The 18,915-nt window shown below is 42.4% G+C and carries 18 protein-coding genes; 8 read left to right on the top strand and 10 right to left on the bottom strand.

All coding sequences use genetic code 11. From position 1 onward, the window contains the following. Positions 1-48: 48 nt before the first annotated feature. Both bslm_RS01295 and bslm_RS01290 read left to right on the top strand, forming a co-directional pair. On the top strand, positions 49-2,247 hold the full coding sequence (locus bslm_RS01295) for a glycoside hydrolase domain-containing protein (protein ID WP_046380742.1): 2,199 nt from the start codon (positions 49-51) through the stop codon (positions 2,245-2,247). An 88-nt stretch (positions 2,248-2,335) separates the two neighbouring features. Beyond that, positions 2,336-3,247: a hypothetical protein gene (locus bslm_RS01290; protein ID WP_003246251.1), complete on the top strand. Its 912-nt coding sequence runs from the start codon at positions 2,336-2,338 to the stop codon at positions 3,245-3,247. A 514-nt stretch (positions 3,248-3,761) separates the two neighbouring features. Here bslm_RS01290 and bslm_RS01285 read toward each other — a convergent pair. The 3 genes from bslm_RS01285 to bslm_RS01275 all read right to left on the bottom strand — a co-directional run bounded on the left by bslm_RS01285 (position 3,762) and on the right by bslm_RS01275 (position 6,266). Then, positions 3,762-5,012, bottom strand: a complete 1,251-nt coding sequence (locus tag bslm_RS01285) for an MFS transporter (RefSeq protein WP_003246425.1) — start codon at positions 5,010-5,012, stop codon at positions 3,762-3,764. After that, positions 5,009-5,926 carry a bifunctional helix-turn-helix transcriptional regulator/GNAT family N-acetyltransferase gene (locus tag bslm_RS01280; RefSeq protein ID WP_003246419.1) on the bottom strand — a complete coding sequence of 306 codons (918 nt, stop codon included), beginning with the start codon at positions 5,924-5,926 and terminating at the stop codon, positions 5,009-5,011. The genes bslm_RS01285 and bslm_RS01280 overlap by 4 nt, the downstream gene beginning before the upstream one ends. A gap of 91 nt (positions 5,927-6,017) precedes the next feature. After that, positions 6,018-6,266, bottom strand: coding sequence for a YbeF family protein (locus bslm_RS01275; RefSeq protein WP_003234879.1), 249 nt, complete (start codon positions 6,264-6,266; stop codon positions 6,018-6,020). A gap of 296 nt (positions 6,267-6,562) precedes the next feature. Between bslm_RS01275 and glpT the strand changes: the two genes are divergently transcribed. Both glpT and bslm_RS01265 read left to right on the top strand, forming a co-directional pair. Next, on the top strand, positions 6,563-7,897 hold the full coding sequence (gene glpT / locus bslm_RS01270) for a glycerol-3-phosphate transporter (protein WP_003246460.1): 1,335 nt from the start codon (positions 6,563-6,565) through the stop codon (positions 7,895-7,897). Positions 7,898-7,995: 98 nt separating this feature from the next. After that, complete coding sequence (locus tag bslm_RS01265; RefSeq protein ID WP_038428300.1) at positions 7,996-8,877, top strand: glycerophosphodiester phosphodiesterase; 882 nt, start codon at positions 7,996-7,998, stop codon at positions 8,875-8,877. Positions 8,878-8,923: 46 nt separating this feature from the next. Here the strand turns inward: bslm_RS01265 and bslm_RS01260 are convergent, their stop codons facing one another. Continuing rightward, a complete protein-coding gene (locus tag bslm_RS01260; protein ID WP_003246447.1) occupies positions 8,924-10,543 on the bottom strand; it encodes a glutamate/serine transporter AimA in 1,620 nt (539 codons plus the stop codon). A 265-nt stretch (positions 10,544-10,808) separates the two neighbouring features. On the opposite strand from bslm_RS01260, the gene bslm_RS01255 reads away from it, so the two are divergent. After that, on the top strand, positions 10,809-11,069 hold the full coding sequence (locus tag bslm_RS01255) for a hypothetical protein (protein WP_003234883.1): 261 nt from the start codon (positions 10,809-10,811) through the stop codon (positions 11,067-11,069). A gap of 40 nt (positions 11,070-11,109) precedes the next feature. On the opposite strand, the gene cypC is transcribed toward bslm_RS01255, so the two are convergent. Then, a complete protein-coding gene (gene cypC, locus bslm_RS01250; RefSeq protein WP_038428299.1) occupies positions 11,110-12,363 on the bottom strand; it encodes a CYP152 family fatty-acid peroxygenase CypC in 1,254 nt (417 codons plus the stop codon). 172 nt (positions 12,364-12,535) lie between these two features. Between cypC and blaOXA the strand changes: the two genes are divergently transcribed. Beyond that, positions 12,536-13,339: a class D beta-lactamase gene (gene blaOXA, locus bslm_RS01245; RefSeq protein ID WP_038428297.1), complete on the top strand. Its 804-nt coding sequence runs from the start codon at positions 12,536-12,538 to the stop codon at positions 13,337-13,339. 26 nt (positions 13,340-13,365) lie between these two features. Here blaOXA and bslm_RS01240 read toward each other — a convergent pair whose 3' ends face one another. The 4 genes from bslm_RS01240 to bslm_RS01225 all read right to left on the bottom strand — a co-directional run bounded on the left by bslm_RS01240 (position 13,366) and on the right by bslm_RS01225 (position 16,825). Further along, positions 13,366-13,557, bottom strand: coding sequence for a DUF5370 family protein (locus bslm_RS01240; RefSeq protein ID WP_003234886.1), 192 nt, complete (start codon positions 13,555-13,557; stop codon positions 13,366-13,368). 16 nt (positions 13,558-13,573) lie between these two features. Further along, a complete protein-coding gene (gene csgA, locus bslm_RS01235; protein ID WP_024571599.1) occupies positions 13,574-13,822 on the bottom strand; it encodes a sigma-G-dependent sporulation-specific acid-soluble spore protein CsgA in 249 nt (82 codons plus the stop codon). A gap of 112 nt (positions 13,823-13,934) precedes the next feature. Beyond that, positions 13,935-15,323, bottom strand: coding sequence for an amino acid permease (locus bslm_RS01230; protein WP_015252942.1), 1,389 nt, complete (start codon positions 15,321-15,323; stop codon positions 13,935-13,937). A 317-nt stretch (positions 15,324-15,640) separates the two neighbouring features. After that, positions 15,641-16,825: a DUF4885 domain-containing protein gene (locus tag bslm_RS01225; protein WP_038428296.1), complete on the bottom strand. Its 1,185-nt coding sequence runs from the start codon at positions 16,823-16,825 to the stop codon at positions 15,641-15,643. Between the two features lie 131 nt (positions 16,826-16,956). On the opposite strand from bslm_RS01225, the gene bslm_RS01220 reads away from it, so the two are divergent. Both bslm_RS01220 and bslm_RS01215 read left to right on the top strand, forming a co-directional pair. Beyond that, positions 16,957-17,814 carry a hypothetical protein gene (locus tag bslm_RS01220; RefSeq protein WP_038428295.1) on the top strand — a complete coding sequence of 286 codons (858 nt, stop codon included), beginning with the start codon at positions 16,957-16,959 and terminating at the stop codon, positions 17,812-17,814. 85 nt (positions 17,815-17,899) lie between these two features. Next, on the top strand, positions 17,900-18,670 hold the full coding sequence (locus bslm_RS01215) for a serine/threonine protein kinase (protein ID WP_015715158.1): 771 nt from the start codon (positions 17,900-17,902) through the stop codon (positions 18,668-18,670). On the opposite strand, the gene bslm_RS01210 is transcribed toward bslm_RS01215, so the two are convergent. After that, positions 18,655-18,909 carry a hypothetical protein gene (locus bslm_RS01210; RefSeq protein ID WP_088325232.1) on the bottom strand — a complete coding sequence of 85 codons (255 nt, stop codon included), beginning with the start codon at positions 18,907-18,909 and terminating at the stop codon, positions 18,655-18,657. The two genes, bslm_RS01215 and bslm_RS01210, sit on opposite strands and share 16 nt — an antisense overlap. Positions 18,910-18,915: the final 6 nt, after the last annotated feature.

The following is an 18,915-nucleotide window of genomic DNA, read 5'->3' as shown; positions in this document are numbered from 1 at the left end:
ACGTTTGCCACCTATAAATGAACGCAATCTAACAAAGGAGGAATCGAAATGGTTGATGAAATGGTCTTAATCACACAGCAATGGCTAAACGATACGTACAGCGGCAAACATGGGTATAACCCAGTTGAAGAAAGCGGGAAAACTGGGTGGGATACAATCTACGGTCTGACTCGGGCGCTTCAAATTGAATTGGGTATCTCAGAGCCAGCCGATAACTTCGGGCCGACAACACAGCGCTTATTTAAGCCTCTTAAACGCCAAGCTCCAGATTCAAAACCAAGCAACATGAATTTTATTTTACAAGGGGCTTTATGGTGTAAAGGCTTTAATCCCGGCGGTTTTACAGGCGTCTTTTACGAAAAAACAGAAAATGCGGTAAAAGAATTTCAAAAAGCTGCCGGACTGACAACACAGGATGGGATTGTCACCACGTTAATTATGAAAGCCTTATTAGACATGAGCGCTTTTAAGCTGGTGTCTGGGGGTGATTCAAGAATTCGCCAGATTCAACAAAACTTAAATCGAGACTACAATGACTATATCGGGTTAATGCCTTGTGACGGACTGTATGGCCGCGATACAAATAAAGCTCTTATTTATGCCCTGCAAAAAGAAGAAGGCATGAGCACAAGTGTTGCCAATGGATTTTTCGGAAACGGCACCACAAGTTTGTGCCCTACTTTAACTCCCGGCGATTCAAGAACAGGATTTGTCTTAATTGTTCAGTACGCCCTCTATTGTAACGGAAAATCGTTCGATCCTGGTGAGTTTGACGGCAAATATGGTGTGGGTGTTGTTTCAGCTGTTAAAGCATTTCAAGAGTTCATGTGCCTGCCGCAAACAGGTTATGCAGATATGCCAACCATTAAAGCTTTATTATCAAGCTCAGGAGACACAACTCGCGCCGCTTCTGCTTGTGACACTGCTACAATTATAACCGCAGAAAAAGCTCAAACACTGCGGAATAACGGTTATAAAACGGTTGGCAGATATTTGACCGGAAATGTGCGGACAAGCAGCGGCCTCACATCTAAAGCCCTGACATCTAAAGAGCTTGCAGTTATTCTTGATGCCGGATTGAAGGTTTTCCCAATTTATCAAGACGGCGGCTATGAATCTTCTTATTTTGTCAAAGACCAAGGCACAAGAGATGCATATAGTGCCGCTTCTGCTGCTAGAAGATTAGGTTTTCCGTCAGGCACGACCATTTATTTCGCTGTCGATTTTGATGCATACGATTATGAAGTGACCGATAAAATCATTCCTTATTTCCAAGAGATTAAGTCAGCATTTACAAAAATGCAGACATTTTCAACCGCACCTAAGTATGAAATAGGGGTTTACGGACCAAGAAACATTTGTATCCGTACATCTGAAGCAGGACTGACAAAGTATAGTTTTGTGGCAAATATGTCAACAGGATTTAGCGGCAATCTCGGCTATCCGATGCCAAACAACTGGGCCTTTGATCAATTTTATGAAGGAACCATCGGAAGCGGTTCTGGAAGCATCGGGATTGATAAAGACGGATTTTCAGGAAGAGACTCAGGTGCAAGCAATGTAAATCCGCCGTCTGATCCGGTATATGATGCAAGGCTGCGTACACTGACAGACATTTTATCTACCATTCCGGCTTTAGAAAATCTAACAAGTTTGGCAAACGCGATGTTTGAATTTGATACGACAGAAACCATTTTCACATCACCTGAGTTGGATATTATTCTATCAACTTCACTTCTGGCAACCATACCAAGTGAAGGTTCACCAAACACAATTACCATTACAAATGGTAAACCAGGTGCCTATATCACGGGTTTATTGGGCGACACTCAAACGTCTCTCACTGCGTCACAAATCGACTCTTATCAAAACCTTTTAAATAGTCTGAGCTTATCAGTACGCAACGGTTATTTGGAGGTTTATGTAAATCCAACAGCTGAATCTTTAAACATTCAAATTAAAATCTATACACCTGATATTCCAGTCGGTGACAATGTCACAACTGGACTAACGACTACGATTACGTTTAAAATAAAGACGTACAAGGGAGTACCAGTTACGTCTCCCGAGAGTGAATTAGCGTTAGATTGGCCGTCTTATGATCAATATTTATTCCCTGTTGTAGGTGTTGCTGCACTTTTACTAATTGGGAATATGGGCAGTGATTTAACGAACAATAAAGGAGTCAAAGTCGCTACCGCATTATCTGCTATGTTACTGGCCATTTTTGCTTATTATACTAGCTAACTTTAATACAAAACTGCATGAACATAAGTTAAAATATGCTCATGCAGTTTTTTTAGTTTATCTATCGTCTTTTGGAGGTTTATCAAAAATGAAAAATGATCAAATAGTTTTTGAAAAAACAAAAAACATCGCTCATGATATCAATCAGATGCAAAATCAGCAGGAGATAATAGATTATCTTTTTCGCCAAGATTCTCTGACACTCAACCAGTTGAAGCACTATTATTCGGAACCTTCTCTTCCGCTTCAGTTTCTTGTGAAAGTAGCAGTTTTATGCATGTTTATATCTATGACTTTAGCTTCTTTCCTTTTCATCCAAGCAAAAGAAGTCTTCACCAATACTATTCTTTCAGATATTTCACCTGCAGTGTTTTCTATTTTTACAGTCATTTGTATTTTTATGACTTATACTAAAATCATAAAAAAAGGAAATAAAAACAAAGGAAAAGCATCCCTTAATCAACGATCTGAATTCTATGAGAAAAACAAGTTAATTAATACAATACTTTATAAAAAATATAAAATGGATCAACAAAACATACAGGCTAATAAACATACTGCCTCTGATAATGAAGATTCAATGAATTTTAGTGCTGTATTGAATCATGTTCTTACAATTAGTAAAAATGATAAAGAGCTTTTGGGCTACTTAGATACAAGAGATAATGCTATGCTAAGCCAATTAAAAGCATATTTTTCAACTCGTCCATTTTCCCTTCCACATTATATGAGTTTGATGTTTTGCGGAAGTATTATTGTTGTCTATGCAACTTCTTTATTTTCAGGACAAATCAATTACATTGACATACCACACATTTTTATCTTTCTATTATTAATTATTTTCTTGAAAATCCTTATTGATTTGATAAAGCTTTTAAATATATCTAGAAAAGGACAATTACATACTGTTCTGCACTTTGCACAGAGAGCCGAATATTTGCGAATGAGAGGAGTTATAGATTTTATTCTAACTGAAAGATATAACAAAAAAATCATGTAATTTTGTTTCATCCTTACTAAGAAATACTCAATTTTTATACTTTAAGAGATGTATATATTGAATGTAGACCACCATACATATAAAGAAACAGAAACAGCAACTTTATTTTAGAACATAAAAAAGATGATAAAGAACTTCTTATTTTCCTAAACAAATATGATTCAATCATGCTGAATCAATTAAAGGTATTCTTTAGTGAACCATTGCTTACATTCAAACACACTTGCCAAAATCGTATGTACTGTGACATTAATAACGTTATACTTCTATTTTTTCAGCACTCGTTTTAATGAATTAATAGAATTAGCTGTACAAATGTTTTTTGCCTTGATCGGCCTTTTTTGGGTTTTTATTGTTTCCCCATTTTCAAGAAAAGTTCAAATTTCTGAACGCTTCAAACAAAAATCCGAAAACGCCCGCATAGTCGGTATGATCGACTTCGTATTAGAACAAAAATACAAAAAAAGCATCTCTGAATAATCTCGAAATCAGAGATGCTTTCCCTTTGTCCTCATCACTTGTCTACCACAGCCGCACTGTCACGCGTAACCGCAGCTGGCTCCCTCAGCATCACATTCATTACGCTCGCAAGCACGAGCATTCCAATCGACAAATAAAAAGCCAGTGTATACTCACCCGTTACCGTGTAGATGACGCCGGGCACATACGCACCTAGTGCCGATCCGATCTGATGGGCGAGTGACAGCCAGCCAATCATGAGGCCGATCGAGTAGTTTTGAAAGTACTGGGTGGCGAGCATTTGAGTCGGTGCTACCGTTGCAAAGTCCACTAATCCAAACAGAATCGCAAAGGCTAAAAGCAAGTAGGGCTCGTGGCTGTAAATAAGAATCACGATCGACAGCGCCCGCACCGCATATAAAATGCACAGGATTTTCCGGCTGCTCCACCGGTCCGCTACAATTCCGGACAGCAAGATCCCAGCAATATTAAAGCCTGCTAGCAGACTGACAGCAGCACTCGTGACTGTCGTTGAAAAGCCATGATCATGAGAAAACGGAATCAAATGGGTATCCATCAGCCCCACGGTCGTAAATCCACAGATCAAAAACGGAAAAATCAAGAACCAGAATTGCCTCATACGAAACATCCCGGCCACTGAAAGAGCTGTTGTTTTGGGTGCTGTTTCTTTTTCTGATGCAGCCAGTCCGCCTATCGGCTCTGTATTCTTTTCTGAAGGATTGTTCCGCAGCATCAGCAGCGCAGCCGGAAAGACAATCACGATTAACAGCAGTCCCAACACCACAACCGTCAGCTTCCAGCTAAACCAATGGATCAACATGAGTGAGCCGGGAACGAGAAGCATTTGCCCCGCGCCAAAGCCTGCTTCCATGATCCCAAAGGCTAGTCCCCGCTTTTTGCTGAACCAATTGACGACCAATACACTTGCCGCCACATTCGATGCTCCGCCCACTCCAAGCGAGACACCCAGCCCGTAAAGCAAAAACAGCTGCCAAGGCGAAGTCACAAGGTATGTTAAGAAAATGCTGACTCCTGTCAGTAACGCACTCCATGCCAAAACAGCCCGGGCACCCCATTTGTCCACAAGCCGACCGATCACAGGCTGTGATATGCCATAAACAATAAAACTCACCGTCGAAATCAGCGAGATGGTGCTTCTATCGATTGAAAACTGCCGTTCCCACGGCTCCACAAACGCACCAAACGACAGCCGCACCCCCTGAACCGCCAATAAGATCAAAAAGGTGACGGAGACGATGATCCACGCATAATGCAGTCTTTTCATGACAGCTCCAAATCCCACCGTTCTTCTGTCAGCTGCTGTCCCCATAATGGCGCTTCTTGTTTTACTTCACTTATCCTGAATCCAAATTTTTTATAGAGCGGACGAGCCTCAGCCATCGTGCTCACCGTCCAAAGGAAAATGCGGTCAAACTTCATGTCTTGGCAGTATGCAACCAGATGCTCCAGCAATTGCGTGCCAAGCCCCCTGCCCCGAAAATCCGCATCAACCAGAAACCATCTGAGCTGGACTGTCTTTTCATCGTGCTTGACCAACCCGACAGAGCCGGCAAATTTCCCGCCGCTTTCCGCAATCCATATTTTTTCGATGTCAGCGTCAAATGTCTCCTGAAGATAAGCTAAAAACGTGTCATCCCAACCGTGAGCCTCCGCGTAAAATTGTCTTTGTTTCTCAATAAGGAGTTGAAGATCCTCCGAAAGAAAATAATCTCTAATCGATATCTCTGATGCTCTGGCAGAAAGCGACTGTGAAAGGATCGCTTCAATCTCTGCCATCGCCTCGGCAAGCTTGTGCTGCTCCTTTTGGTTGATTACCTTCAGCATCAGTTCTACTTGTTCGTTGGCTTTCTCCTCCAGCTTTTTATAAATCGTTTTTCCTGTTTCTGTGACAAAAATGTAATGGTGGCGGGCGTCATCTTTGCTCCTCTGTTTATAAATCAAATCTTCTTTTTCAAACTGCTTCACAATCCTGCTGACATATCCCCGGTCAAGCCCCAGCTTATCCTGAAGAGCTTTTGCCGTACAATTAGGCGTATTATAAATCTCAAATAAAATCCGTGTTTCTGTTAAGGAAAACGGGCTGTCGTAAATGTGCTCATTAAGGAAACCAAGGACGTTTGTATAAAATCGATTGAACTTTCTGAATTTTAACCCGACAGATGATTCTCTTGTTTTCAAATCAATTCCCACTTTCTAATATCGTTGACTAAAGCAATTATAATCACATATAGTTGCTTTAGTCAACGATATGTTAGAAAGTGAGGTCTTTTTAATTTCCTGATTCCTTCCTTTTCCTTACCACAATCAATGTGATATAGGATAAAGCCAGAGAAACCAAGCTATAGACAACAGCCCATCCCAAAAATGATTGATTAAAAATGGTAAAGGTGAGCACAAGAGAAATCACCAAACTAAGCATTGGCATCAGATACGGGTTTTTACAAATACAGGTCCCGACAATCGATAGCAGCATAATTCCTAACGGTAAAATAAAGAATGCGATATCTAATTCATCCATCTTTAAACAGCCTCCCTCCAGATTTTTATGTTACTAGTAAAAAAATATAATTGCATTTAGTAAAAGGATAATATTCACTTCCCTAAGGCCCAATTTGAAAATTACCCGTTTACATTCGCTCCGGACTATGATAATTTAAGAAAGCGCTATCATGATAAGTTAATAGCTTGGATGGAGATGAGGAGAGCCAGGAATCCAACCCCTTTTGACAAGGGGTGTTTTCTGGCTCTTTTTGTTTTTCGGGAAAGGAGGCACGCCACACATCCAGCACAAACAGCAAAGGGGGATAATTATTAATGCTTAATATATTTAAACCGGCTCCTCATATTGAGAGACTGGATGATTCAAAGATGGATGCGGCATACAAACGGCTCAGACTGCAAGTATTCATTGGTATTTTCATTGGCTACGCAGGCTACTACCTGCTGCGGAAAAACTTTGCCTTTGCCATTCCTTATCTGCAGGAACAGGGATTTTCGAAAACAGAACTGGGTTTGGTGCTGGCCGCTGTGTCCATTGCGTACGGCTTCAGCAAATTCATCATGGGAATGGTGTCTGACCGCTGTAATCCGAGATATTTTCTGGCGACAGGCCTATTTTTATCAGCAATCGTTAATATTCTATTCGTTTCAATGCCTTGGGTGACTTCGAGCGTCACCATCATGTTTATTTTTATGTTTATCAACGGATGGTTTCAAGGAATGGGCTGGCCGCCATGCGGCAGGACGATGGCCCATTGGTTCTCCATAAGTGAACGCGGCACAAAAATGTCGATCTGGAATGTCGCCCATAACATAGGCGGCGGTATTCTTGCTCCGCTTGTCACTCTTGGGATCGCGATGTTCGTCACTTGGAAAAGCGTGTTTTTCTTCCCTGCCATCATCGCCATTATCATTTCATTTTTAATTGTTTTATTGGTTCGTGATACGCCTCAATCCTGCGGACTCCCGCCAATTGAAGAGTATCGGAATGACTATCCAAAACACGCTTTTAAAAATCAGGAAAAAGAATTAACAACAAAAGAAATTCTTTTTCAATATGTGCTGAACAACAAATTTCTTTGGTACATCGCTTTTGCCAATGTATTTGTTTATTTCGTGCGATACGGCGTGGTTGACTGGGCGCCTACTTACTTAACAGAAGCCAAAGGCTTTTCTCCTGAAGACTCACGCTGGTCGTATTTTCTTTACGAATACGCAGGCATACCGGGAACGATCTTGTGCGGCTGGATCAGTGACCGATTCTTCAAAAGCCGCCGGGCACCGGCAGGCGTTTTGTTTATGGCGGGTGTTTTCATTGCCGTATTGGTGTACTGGCTGAATCCGGCCGGCAATCCGCTCGTAGACAATATCGCCTTAATCAGCATTGGTTTCTTAATCTACGGACCTGTTATGCTGATCGGCCTGCAAGCGATCGATCTAGCACCGAAAAAAGCAGCCGGAACTGCAGCCGGTTTGACCGGATTTTTCGGATACATCGGCGGATCCGCCTTCGCAAACGCCATTATGGGCTTTGTCGTTGACCGCTTTAATTGGAACGGCGGCTTTATCATGCTGATCTCTTCCTGCATTCTTGCCATCGTCTTCTTGGCTTTGACGTGGAATACAGGAAAACGGGCAGAGCATGTTTAAGAAAGACACATAAAAGATTAATAGTTTTCCAACACGCCGTTTACATCCGTTTTTTAATATGAAAGACAGGTAGTGCTTATCTATAAGGAGGAGAAATCATGAGAAAAAATAGAATACTGGCCTTGTTTGTTCTGTCGCTGGGCTTACTCTCATTTATGGTAACGCCAGTGTCGGCAGCGTCAAAAGGAAACCTGCTGTCACCTGACCGTATCCTGACCGTCGCGCACAGAGGGGCTTCTGGATATGTGCCTGAGCACACGATTCTGTCTTACGAAACCGCTCAGAAAATGAAAGCAGATTATATTGAATTAGATCTGCAAATGACAAAAGACGGGAAATTGATTGTCATGCACGATGAAAAACTGGACCGTACCACAAACGGAACGGGCTGGGTGAAAGACCATACGCTCGCAGACATTAAGAAGCTTGACGCCGGTTCTTGGTTTAATGAAGCCTATCCGGAAAAAGCAAAGCCGCAGTACGTCGGCCTTAAAGTTCCTACATTAGAAGAGGTATTAGACCGTTTCGGAAAGCACGCGAACTACTACATTGAAACAAAATCGCCTGACACCTACCCAGGTATGGAAGAAAAACTGATCGCTTCTTTGCAGAAACATAAATTACTGGGGAAGCATTCTAAGCCAGGCCAGGTGATCATTCAATCGTTCAGCAAAGAAAGTCTGGTAAAAGTCCATCAATTACAGCCAAAACTGCCGACCATTCAATTGCTGGAAGCCAAACAAATGGCGTCAATGACAGATGCTGCCCTGGAAGAAATCAAAACATACGCTGTCGGTGCGGGCCCAGATTATAAAGCTTTAAATCAAGAAAACGTCCGTATGATCCGCAGCCACGGCCTCCTGCTTCACCCTTACACAGTCAATAATGAAGCTGATATGCATCGCCTGCTTGATTGGGGCGTAACAGGAGTGTTCACCAACTATCCTGATCTTTTCCACAAAGTAAAAAAGGGTTATTAAAAGCAAAAAACCTTGCGACAACTATCGCAAGGTTTTCTTCTATATTTTATTCTTTTCCGGCAGCAGCTTCTGACTGTCCATTAAGCAGCTGAGAATTTATCTCTTTCGCATCCTTTAAGTATTCTGTCTGGTAGCCGCTCTTCAGCGCCCACACATAGAATACAAGTGATACCATCGCAATCAGAACCATATCCCAGCCATAATGAATGACATTCAGGCCGCCGAATTTATCACTGCCCAAATAAGAAATGACCATCATGGCCAGCAGATAAAACACCATCCAGACGCCGGCTTTAAAGTTCCTGCCAAACCCTTTCCATTTCGCCTTCGCCTGATAATAGAAATAAATCGGAAGACCGATCAGGATAATAAACAGAACCTGTCCTGTTAACGGCCAGCGCGCCCAATACAGCACCAGTGACGCAAAGATAAATCCAAGCGGCGCAATCACGTTTAAGCCTTTTAAACGAAGAGGCCTGTACAGGTCTTTCCCCGTCCGTCTCAATGTCATGACTGTGATCGGGCCGGTGATATAAGAAATTAACGTAGCAACGGAAATAATTTCCGCTAATACGCCCCACCCTCTGAACAGGAACAAAAAGATGAACGACACAATCAAGTTAAAGAACATTGCTTGTCGCGGAACGCCGTAAATCGGATGAAGCTTCCCGAATATACTCGGCATGTATTTGTTTTTTTCCATTCCGTAAATCATTCGGGACGTTGTCGCCGTATACGTAATCCCCGTTCCAGACGGTGATACAAATGCATCTGCATATAACACAATAACAAGCCAGTTAATATTCAGCGCAATCGCCAGATCAGCAAAAGGAGAATTAAAATTCAGATGGCTCCAGCCGTGAGCAATATCAGAAGGATTCACCGCTCCGATGAAGGCGATCTGCAACAGGACATAAATCACTGTCGCAACGAAAAGAGAGCCAACAACCGCAATCGGAATTGATTTCCCCGGATTTTTTGCTTCACCCGCCATATTAATCGGGCTTTGGAAACCGTTAAACGCAAAAACGATACCGGAAGTGGCAACCGCCGTCAGCACACTTGCCCAGCCATTCGGCGCAATGCTTTGACCGCCAGTAAAGTTTTCTCCGTGGAATCCGACAAACAGCAAAGCTCCAATCGTAAGACCCGGAATAATAATTTTAAAAATCGTAATTAATGAATTCGCTTTCGAAAATAGATTGACTGTCCAGTAGTTCAGCAGAAAATAAATGAGAAGCAATACAGAGGCAAATGCTAGTCCTTCCCCAGTAAGCGTTCCATTCTTCACCAAACCGCTTGTCCATTTCGCCCATTCCCAAGGCCAAGAACTCATATATTGAACGGAGGCCACCGCTTCAACCGGAATGACGGACACAATCGCAATCCAGTTGGCCCAGCCCGCAATAAAACCGATAAACGAACCGTGTGAATATTGCGTATATTTTACCATTCCCCCCGCTTCAGGGAACATAGAACCTAGTTCACTATAAGAAAGAGCAATAAATAAAATGACGACCATTCCAATAACCCATGAAATAATAGCAGCTGGTCCTGCTATTTGAGCCGCACGCCAAGCCCCAAACAGCCAGCCTGAACCGATCATCGACCCGAGCCCGACCATCATGAGGGAAAACGTTCCCATTCTTCGATGCAATTGATTCATATCGTAAACACCTTTCATGTATGATGACATTCTCTTGCTAATTATATTATTTCTGATTACTTTACTTTGTCAATATTTATCGAATTTTGACTGAAACTATAATAAGTCAATGTATATTACCTTCCAATACAGGAATGAAGTCACTAGTTTCTTCTTAAATGGAATTTACTGTTAATCCCAGTGATAAAAACACAATAGGTTTAGCTATTTCCAAAACGGGAATGATACAGGAAACACTATTCTTAAAATAGAAAGGAGTATCACCATGAAACAAAAGCTGTTACTTTCAGGTCTCGCTGTTTCAACTGTCGGCATCACTTCTTATCTATTAAAAGACCCGTCAAATCGCCAAAAGGCAAGAGAATTCATTCACAGCATGAAGATGAAAATAACAAAACAGCCAGACATGGAAACGTTCCCAGTTGATAAAGCTGGCCACCCTGACCCGCAAGATATCGAGGACAACAAAATGGTATCAGAAGGCTCCATGTATCCCGTCCAATACTACGATGAAAAAAAGAAGTAATCAAAAAGCTCTCTTCGATAAAGGAAGAGAGCTTTTTAATTTAACTTTTTCGTCTGATTCCGCTCATTACGAATCCGCTTTCAGGCAATGATGGCATTCTGGCGAGACTGTAATGCAGTGATTGTTCCGGAACATCGTATTCAATCTGATGGACGAGGAAATCCAGGCTCGCTTTCATGACTTCAATTGTAATGCCTTCCCCTGGACAGCGGTGGCCTTTCTCGGCGTGCCCCCCGCCTTGAGGAATCATATCAAACAGATTTTCTTCCCGCTCCGCAAATCGTTCCGGCCGGAATTCATCGGGATGATCCCATAGACGAGGGTCGTGGTTCGTTCCATATAAATCAAGCAGCACCGATGTGCCCTTTTTAAACTCACAGTTATTCCATATAAAATCTTTTTTGACAAGCGCCCCTAAAAACGGGCCGAACGGATAATATCTGCGGACCTCCTGCACAAACATTTCTCTTTCCCGGCTGTTTCCAGACCGCAGCCATTCCTTATACTTCGGATGCTCATGAAGCGCCAAAGCTGAAAACACCAGAAAGTAAGAAATGGCGACAATAGGCCGCAGTACATTAATCAGCTCAATGGCTGCCATGCGGGAATCCAGCTGGCTTCCATCTTCTTGTGTGTGAAAAGCCATTTCATGCAGCGCTGTTCCGGAAGTCGTTTTCAGCAAGCCGGCACGAGCATCTTCAATCATGACTTCAATCCACTCTTCCGCACGTGGCCTTGCTCTTCTTCCCTTCCAATGCCGCGGTCCCACAGCACCGAACGCGTCGACCATGTCAATGAAGTCATCCGCTCTCTCTTTGACTTCCGTTTCCTTCAACGGAACACCTGCCCAATAGCACGCTACCCGGCATAGGATTTCTTTTGCTTCTTCAAATAACACAACCTCATCTGCCTTCTCCCATCTTGTGACTGCTGCTTTCCACTCCTCTGTCATCAACTCAGCCAAACGTTTTTGATGCGGCGGTGTCATTAATGATAGAAAAAGCATCTTCCGATGGATATGCGCGCTGCCATCCATTCCCTGAATCGCATTAACACCAAACAGCGATTTCTGCACCCGCTTAGGCAAAGCGTTCTGCCGCTGGAATCGATCCGTATCATAAAACACCTTCGCCGCCTCAGCGCCAGTCATGCAAATAAAGTTTTTTCCCAACAAACGGGCCTGAAACAGATCTGAATTGTAGCGCTCTGTTCTGTTTTTAATAAATAAATACCCTTCCTTCAGCAGTATCAGGCTGTTATCGAGACTTTTGTCATGTGGAATCTGCTCATTCATCCGCTTACCCTGCCTTCCTTTTTACCCTCTATTTTCACGTTATCTTCCGAATATAAACCCAGTAACAGTATTTGTTTACAAAACCAAATTTAAGCGCTTTTTGATTATTTTTTAAAGGAAGAACAAACGAAAGAGAGAAAAGGTAGTTAATCAAAACGAAGGGGAGAACAAAATGAAAAAATGGATATATGTTGTGCTTGTGCTGAGTATTGCAGGGATCGGCGGCTTCTCCGTCCACGCAGCATCATCTGCTCATGAAAAACACTTGAATGTCAACAGAATGAATGTCGATGACGAATTCAAGGATACGGATGGAACCTTCATTCTTCACGATTTACAAAAGGATCAGACATTTGTCTATAACAGAAAACGGGCAAATCAAAGACAAACTCCGCAATCCACCTTTAAAGTCGTGAACGCTTTAATCGGTTTGCAGGTCAAAGCTGTAAGAGATGAATACGATGTTAAACGATGGGACGGGGTCAAGCGTGAATTCGAATCATGGAACCGCGACCATACGCTTGGCTCGGCCATGCGCGAATCCGCAATCTGGTATTATCAGGCATTAGCGCGGGATATCGGTGAGGAAAGGATGAAATCGTGGCTTCATAGACTATCTTACGGCAACGAGGATATCAGCGGGGGAATCGACCAGTTTTGGCTGCAAAGCTCGCTTACAATATCTCCGCTGGAACAAGAAACTTTTTTGGAGAAACTGGCTAAAGAGGAGCTTCCATTTGACAAGCCGGTAATGAAAACCGTCAAGCGCATGATGATTCAAGAGGAAGGCGATCATTACACGCTCTACGGGAAAACCGGAACCCGCCTGACTGATATGGGATTAGGATGGTTTGTCGGATTCATCAAAACAGAGCATGGCTCTTATGTCTTTGTCACCAATGTCGATGATTCCGGCACAAAAGCCAAAAACATCACCGTGGATATCCTGAAAAAGTATGGCCTGATCACATCCTAAATAAAAGAGCCCTGCACGGCAGGGCTCTAAATCTCATGCTCAAAACAATAATGATTCACAAGCTCTTCAATCAAATCATGATCGGGATATTCCCCGTTAAATTCAAATTCGATTTCTTCCACAAATTCTCCTTGATGGTACACATGGATGGCTCCGTTTTGACGGACAACGCTAAACTCCGGCTGAAATGTATATCCGCTTCGTTCAATTGCTCCCATTTCTTACCCGCCTTTCTCAAAGCAGTAATTCATACACCTCGTTTAATTCCTTGGCCCGTTTTTGATCCTGTTCATTCTGGGCATACTTAATTTCTTTTTCTAATACATGGTTCAAAAAAGACATTTCATTATCATCTAAGTCTTTTACAAATTCCCCTTCATTTGCATAACGCTTCGCCAGCATCTTCTTGCAAATACGCTGGCAGACTTCATTTTCTAGATGATTCGAAAGTGATTCGCGCAAATAACCGAGTGTAACATCCATTTCATGAACACCTTTCCTTCTGCTATCTTTACCCTATAGCTTGCTAAAATAGGGAAAATCCATACGCGAAAAATAAAAAAAGAGACATCCGTGAATGTCTCTTTTTTTATCGTTATTCAGCTGCTTGTTCGCTTTTTGTCAAATTGGCCTGCGTGCGTTTGCCAATCCCAAACACATAATAACTAATGACCACAAGCGCTAAGAAAATTACGCCTACAATCAGGGAGATACGAGTATCATCGTTAAACCACATGCCAACCAGAACCATCAGCAAGAAAGCAATCGTCAAATAGTTTGTAAAAGGAGCAAACGGCATTTTGAATGGATGTTTATCTAATGCAGCGCCCTTCGCTTTTCTGAATCCGATATGGCTGATCAAAATGATAAACCAAGGAATCATCCCTGGGAGCACGCTTGCGCTGTATACATAGACAAAGATCTTCGGCGGAGCGATATAGTTCAGCACAACGCCGACAGCCAAACCGATCAGCACCGCAATTGTGCCATACAGCGGCACACCATTGCGTGAAATCTTCTTAAAGAATTTCGGTGCTTGTCCATTGACACCCAGTGTATACAGCATGCGGCCCGCGCTGAAAATACCGCTGTTACAGCCGGACATTGCAGCAGTAATCACGACAAAGTTAATAATGCCGGCCGCTGCCGTAATTCCGATTTTCGAGAACGTAGACACAAACGGACTTCCGAGTGAGTTGAGCTCATCCCAAGGATACACCGTCACGATCACAAAAATAGCACCAATGTAGAAAATCAAAATACGCCAGATAATACTTTGAATCGCATTTCTTAGCGTGTTTTGCGGGTCCTTCGCTTCACCCGCTGTAATCCCGATCAGCTCAACTCCTTGATAGGCCGCAATGACAAGAGACAGTGCAAAGAAGAAACCTGAGAAACCTCCTGCAAAGAAGCCCCCGTGAGACCACAGGTTCGACAAACCGATCGCATCTCCGCCGTTGCCAAAACCGAAGAAAATAATTCCGATTCCCGCAATAATCATCAAGATAATCGTCACGATTTTAATCATCGCAAACCAAAACTCAAATTCCCCAAACGACTTAACAGAAATTAAATTCGCCGCACCAAGAATCACCATTGCCACGATACCAGGTATCCAAGCAGGCAAATCCGGGAACCAATACTTCATATAAGAACCGACAGCGATAATTTCTGACATGCCGACGATAATCCACTGGAACCAGTTGCTCCATGCTGTTATATAACCTGCCATCGGATGAATATATTGATGGCCGAACGTCGCAAAAGAACCTGTGCTCGGCTCGACATACAGCATTTCACCCATCGCACGCATAATAAAAAAGATAAAAATTCCGCATATTGCATAAGCCAGAAGGACAGATGGGCCAGTCCATGAAATCGTGCTGGCAGAACCCATAAACAAGCCAACACCGATTGTACCGCCCAAGGCGATCATCTGAATATGGCGCGCGCCCAGGCCCCTCTTTAATTCTTTATTTGCCACTCCTCTTCCTCCTCCTAACAAAATACTCATAAATGAGAAAACAGCAGACCTGCTTGCCTTCACATGAATCAGTGATAACAATCAGAAAATTCAAACTTAAAATTGTTATATAATCTCCTAAATTACTTATTTCATCATAATAAATTTCTCTGGAAAATACAATTGTTTTTTTCAGGTAAACACCTTTGTTCAGAGTTTTGAATCGTTCACTTCTTTTAAAATCTTTTATATAAAAATAATAAAATTGTTTGAATATTTAAATTAATATACCCCTTAGATTCTCATAAAAAATAAGCTGTTCTACATGAACAGCTTACTTAATAATTCACACCCGTTTGACGCTTTAATGCTTCAAGCCACCCGGTATCTCCGGTCCCATAGCTCTTGCTTTGTCCCACATCTCTCAGAGATCCATTGCTGTAATCAATTGATAGGATGAAATCTGGAATGGCATTATACCCGGCTTCCGCGATTTTACTGAGCTCTGAACGATAGTAAGATATAGCATAAGAAGCCGTTTGTTTCTGCACTGGATCTTTTTCAAGCTCTTCCTTATATACATCTAATAAGTCACGTCCATCAGGCGTGATATACCGCCCATCAATCACTTCTAAATCCTTCAATTGATAGCCTGTGACTTCGTACATCTCACGAGCTGCCTGATACTTTTGATAGGCCTCTTCGGAAAATTGTGTTGAATCACTGCTTTGGCTTTTCATGATGTGCAAAAATAGTTCTTTGCTGTTGTCTCCAGATTGCAGCACTTGCTCAATTTGCTTGATCAGATCCTGATCGTCTGTCCCGCTCACCCGCACCTGATAGTCAATCGGTGTGATTGTAAACGTCAGCTCTGTCCCCTCTGGAATATAAATATGGTTTCGATTCAACAGCACTTGCAGCTGCTGGTTAACCTGTCCCCGCTGATACACCTTTTCATTCTCAGCTTCCACTTCCCCATGAAATGTGACATTCCGAAACACAGCATCCTGAAGGTTATAGTTTTGCGCCTTCCCTTTGAATAACCATTCTGTTTCATTATCGTAAGCGGCCTGTCTTTCTGCAGCTGACAGATCACTTCTGAAATAAGGAGACTTTGAATTTTGGTACTTATCCTTAATATAGCCTAATGGATCAGACTTTGTTTTATTAATCGCATTCATCCTGCTGTATTTTTCATCTAGTATTTTGATTCTGATATCACTCTCAGATTCATAGGGGTTTTGGGATTGAATCACTGTTTCTTCCCCTGTGTCTGTCACTGTTCGATCATTCGCTGATTGATACACTTTGCTGAATGTCCCGCTGTTTCCCGACACGCTGATTTTAGAATAATTGAACTGATTGATTCCCCTAGTTGAAGATTGTGACTTAAGCCTGCTGTATGCCTTTTCCAGAACTGCCGCTGGATTTTCAGTCGCATTCTCCCGTTTGGCAGGCGCATTCTTGCTCAATATGTTCTGTGCCATCAGCTGAGTGCGGATAAATTGCCGATTCAGACGCATTGAATTCCCTCCCGAGTATTCTCTCTTATTCTTTTTTATCGGCAAATACAATGTATATATTAACCTCAAAAAACATTTATTTACACCTAAATCGTTATTATGTATGATGGAAATAAAAGGAGGTTGTTTGCATGGTGAAAAAATGGCTTATTCCATTCGCTGTTATGCTGTCTGTCTTATTCACCTTTACGTATTCGGCATCAGCTGCCGGAGTCACTGCTATCACAGGAAACAATTCATTTGATACCGCAATGCCGATCGGTTATTGGAAATATAAAAATATCGATACAACAATACTGGAAGCTGGTCAAGATGAAGCCTATTTCACTTTTACGGCTAATAAGGGAGAAAAAGTATACGTGAGGAGTACATACCAGAGCGCGTATACAGGGATGAAAATTGAAATTTATGATAAGAATAGAATACCTGTTTCTCAAGGGACAGAAGTCATTAACCCTAATACGTTTTCTTCTTTTATTTATGCAAATGCAGACGCCCAAAACACGACAGATACCTTTTATGTGAAAGTGTCACGAGGCACCTATACCGGAAACATGTATTTTACACTTTCAATTGAAGACCGAATCAAATCAGGCAGCGGAACGTTCCAATTCAGCGGCGTTGCTGAAAATAAAGGAAATACAACCCTTAGCCCCTCAGGTTCTGACTCCAGCGTGATCAAGGTTGATTTAACAAACCAATCTGGGATACCGCGTGATGCCATTGTAACCAGAGTTCAGACAACCGCCACTCAAACACCAAGCCAGGGAAATACACGGCACCTGATCATGACGAGCGAAAACAACGAATGGCGCCGTGCTCTTGTAAACAGCTCGACTTCAGGGTCTTATGATATCTCTTTGTCAGATCAACTCAGTGTGGCAAAGGTATGGAGTTTTAAATATAATACATTAGCGACAGCCAGATCGACGATGAGCAATGTAAAAGCAAAAATAGATTATGAATACGACGTGACAAAGCAGTTTTAACTTATACCGAGCCGGTTATCCGGCTCTTTTTTATTCTCCGTCTAGAAGGTAAACTATAGTCAGTACAACCAAGGGAAGTGCAGACATGGCATTAAAACTTCTAAAAAAACTGCTATTTGACCGCCCTCTAAAGAACGGCGTTATCTTAAATCATCAATACAAAATCGAAGAGTGCCTCGGTATGGGAGGCTACGGTTTGGTTTATTTGTGCACCGATATCCTAACTCAAACACCTTATGTCTTAAAACAGCTTCGGCCGACAAAAGCGAAAAAGGAAAAAGAAAAAGTCCGGTTCCAGCAGGAAATAAAACTGCTCAATAGCATTCACCACCCGCAAATTCCGGGCTTCATAGATGAGTTCATCATAGACGGACAGGCTTATTATGTCATGCAGTTCATTGAGGGAGAGAATATAGAAGAATTATTATTTTTTCGAAAACAGCCGTTCACAGAGCTTATGGCGTTACAACTGATTTCGCAGCTGCTTGAGATTATAGAATACCTGCATGATCGCCTTATCTTCCACAGCGACATCAGAACGCCTAATATCATCATCAATGACGGCAGGCTCTGCCTCATCGATTTCGGCCTTGCCAAACAATTGACTCCTGAAGAAATGGAGGAAATAAAGGTACGAAAACAGGATGACTTCTTCGATCTCGGAGAAACGCTGTTATTCCTGCTGTACTCTCAATATAAAGGAAAAAAGAAGAAAAACGGCACTTGGCTGGAGGAATTAACACTGACAAAGGAAGTAACCCTGCTGCTGAAAAGATTATTGGGCATTGATGAGGAGTATCAGCACACCGCTTCCATTCGCGAGGATCTAAACCGGGCCATTCAATCGATCACATAAAAAAACCCTTGTCCCAAAAGCGGAACAAGAACTTTTTTTGGATTAACTGCTGCTGTAGCTCCGGCGTTTGTAACGATGACTGCCGCCATAACGGTCGTAGTGTCTTCTTTTGCCCGAGCTGCTGCTGTAGCTGCGATAATGTCTGCGCCTGCTGCTGCTGTAATGCCGGTGTCTGCGATATCGGTCACTAGAACTGCTTGAGAGGTACTTAATCGTTTTGATGATTTTTTTAAACATATGCTTCA

The sequence above is a fragment of the Bacillus sp. LM 4-2 genome (assembly GCF_000978495.1).
GTDB lineage: Bacteria > Bacillota > Bacilli > Bacillales > Bacillaceae > Bacillus > Bacillus subtilis.
Note: the sequence above shows the minus strand (reverse complement) of the source record. Positions and strands in the feature narration are given on the sequence as shown.

What these genes read in the sequence shown, in the direction of transcription:
- bslm_RS01220 (WP_038428295.1), top strand. Translation starts at nt 16,957, where the DNA reads ATGGTGAAAAAATGGCTTATTCCATTCGCTGTTATGCTGTCTGTCTTA.
- bslm_RS01295 (WP_046380742.1), top strand. Translation starts at nt 49, where the DNA reads ATGGTTGATGAAATGGTCTTAATCACACAGCAATGGCTAAACGATACG.
- bslm_RS01285 (WP_003246425.1), bottom strand. Translation starts at nt 5,012, where the DNA reads ATGAAAAGACTGCATTATGCGTGGATCATCGTCTCCGTCACCTTTTTG.
- csgA (WP_024571599.1), bottom strand. Translation starts at nt 13,822, where the DNA reads ATGGATGTTACACTCGGTTATTTGCGCGAATCACTTTCGAATCATCTA.
- bslm_RS01215 (WP_015715158.1), top strand. Translation starts at nt 17,900, where the DNA reads ATGGCATTAAAACTTCTAAAAAAACTGCTATTTGACCGCCCTCTAAAG.
- bslm_RS01240 (WP_003234886.1), bottom strand. Translation starts at nt 13,557, where the DNA reads ATGGGAGCAATTGAACGAAGCGGATATACATTTCAGCCGGAGTTTAGC.
- bslm_RS01275 (WP_003234879.1), bottom strand. Translation starts at nt 6,266, where the DNA reads ATGGATGAATTAGATATCGCATTCTTTATTTTACCGTTAGGAATTATG.
- bslm_RS01260 (WP_003246447.1), bottom strand. Translation starts at nt 10,543, where the DNA reads ATGAATCAATTGCATCGAAGAATGGGAACGTTTTCCCTCATGATGGTC.
- bslm_RS01225 (WP_038428296.1), bottom strand. Translation starts at nt 16,825, where the DNA reads ATGCGTCTGAATCGGCAATTTATCCGCACTCAGCTGATGGCACAGAAC.
- bslm_RS01265 (WP_038428300.1), top strand. Translation starts at nt 7,996, where the DNA reads ATGAGAAAAAATAGAATACTGGCCTTGTTTGTTCTGTCGCTGGGCTTA.
- cypC (WP_038428299.1), bottom strand. Translation starts at nt 12,363, where the DNA reads ATGAATGAGCAGATTCCACATGACAAAAGTCTCGATAACAGCCTGATA.
- bslm_RS01290 (WP_003246251.1), top strand. Translation starts at nt 2,336, where the DNA reads ATGAAAAATGATCAAATAGTTTTTGAAAAAACAAAAAACATCGCTCAT.
- bslm_RS01255 (WP_003234883.1), top strand. Translation starts at nt 10,809, where the DNA reads ATGAAACAAAAGCTGTTACTTTCAGGTCTCGCTGTTTCAACTGTCGGC.
- glpT (WP_003246460.1), top strand. Translation starts at nt 6,563, where the DNA reads ATGCTTAATATATTTAAACCGGCTCCTCATATTGAGAGACTGGATGAT.
- blaOXA (WP_038428297.1), top strand. Translation starts at nt 12,536, where the DNA reads ATGAAAAAATGGATATATGTTGTGCTTGTGCTGAGTATTGCAGGGATC.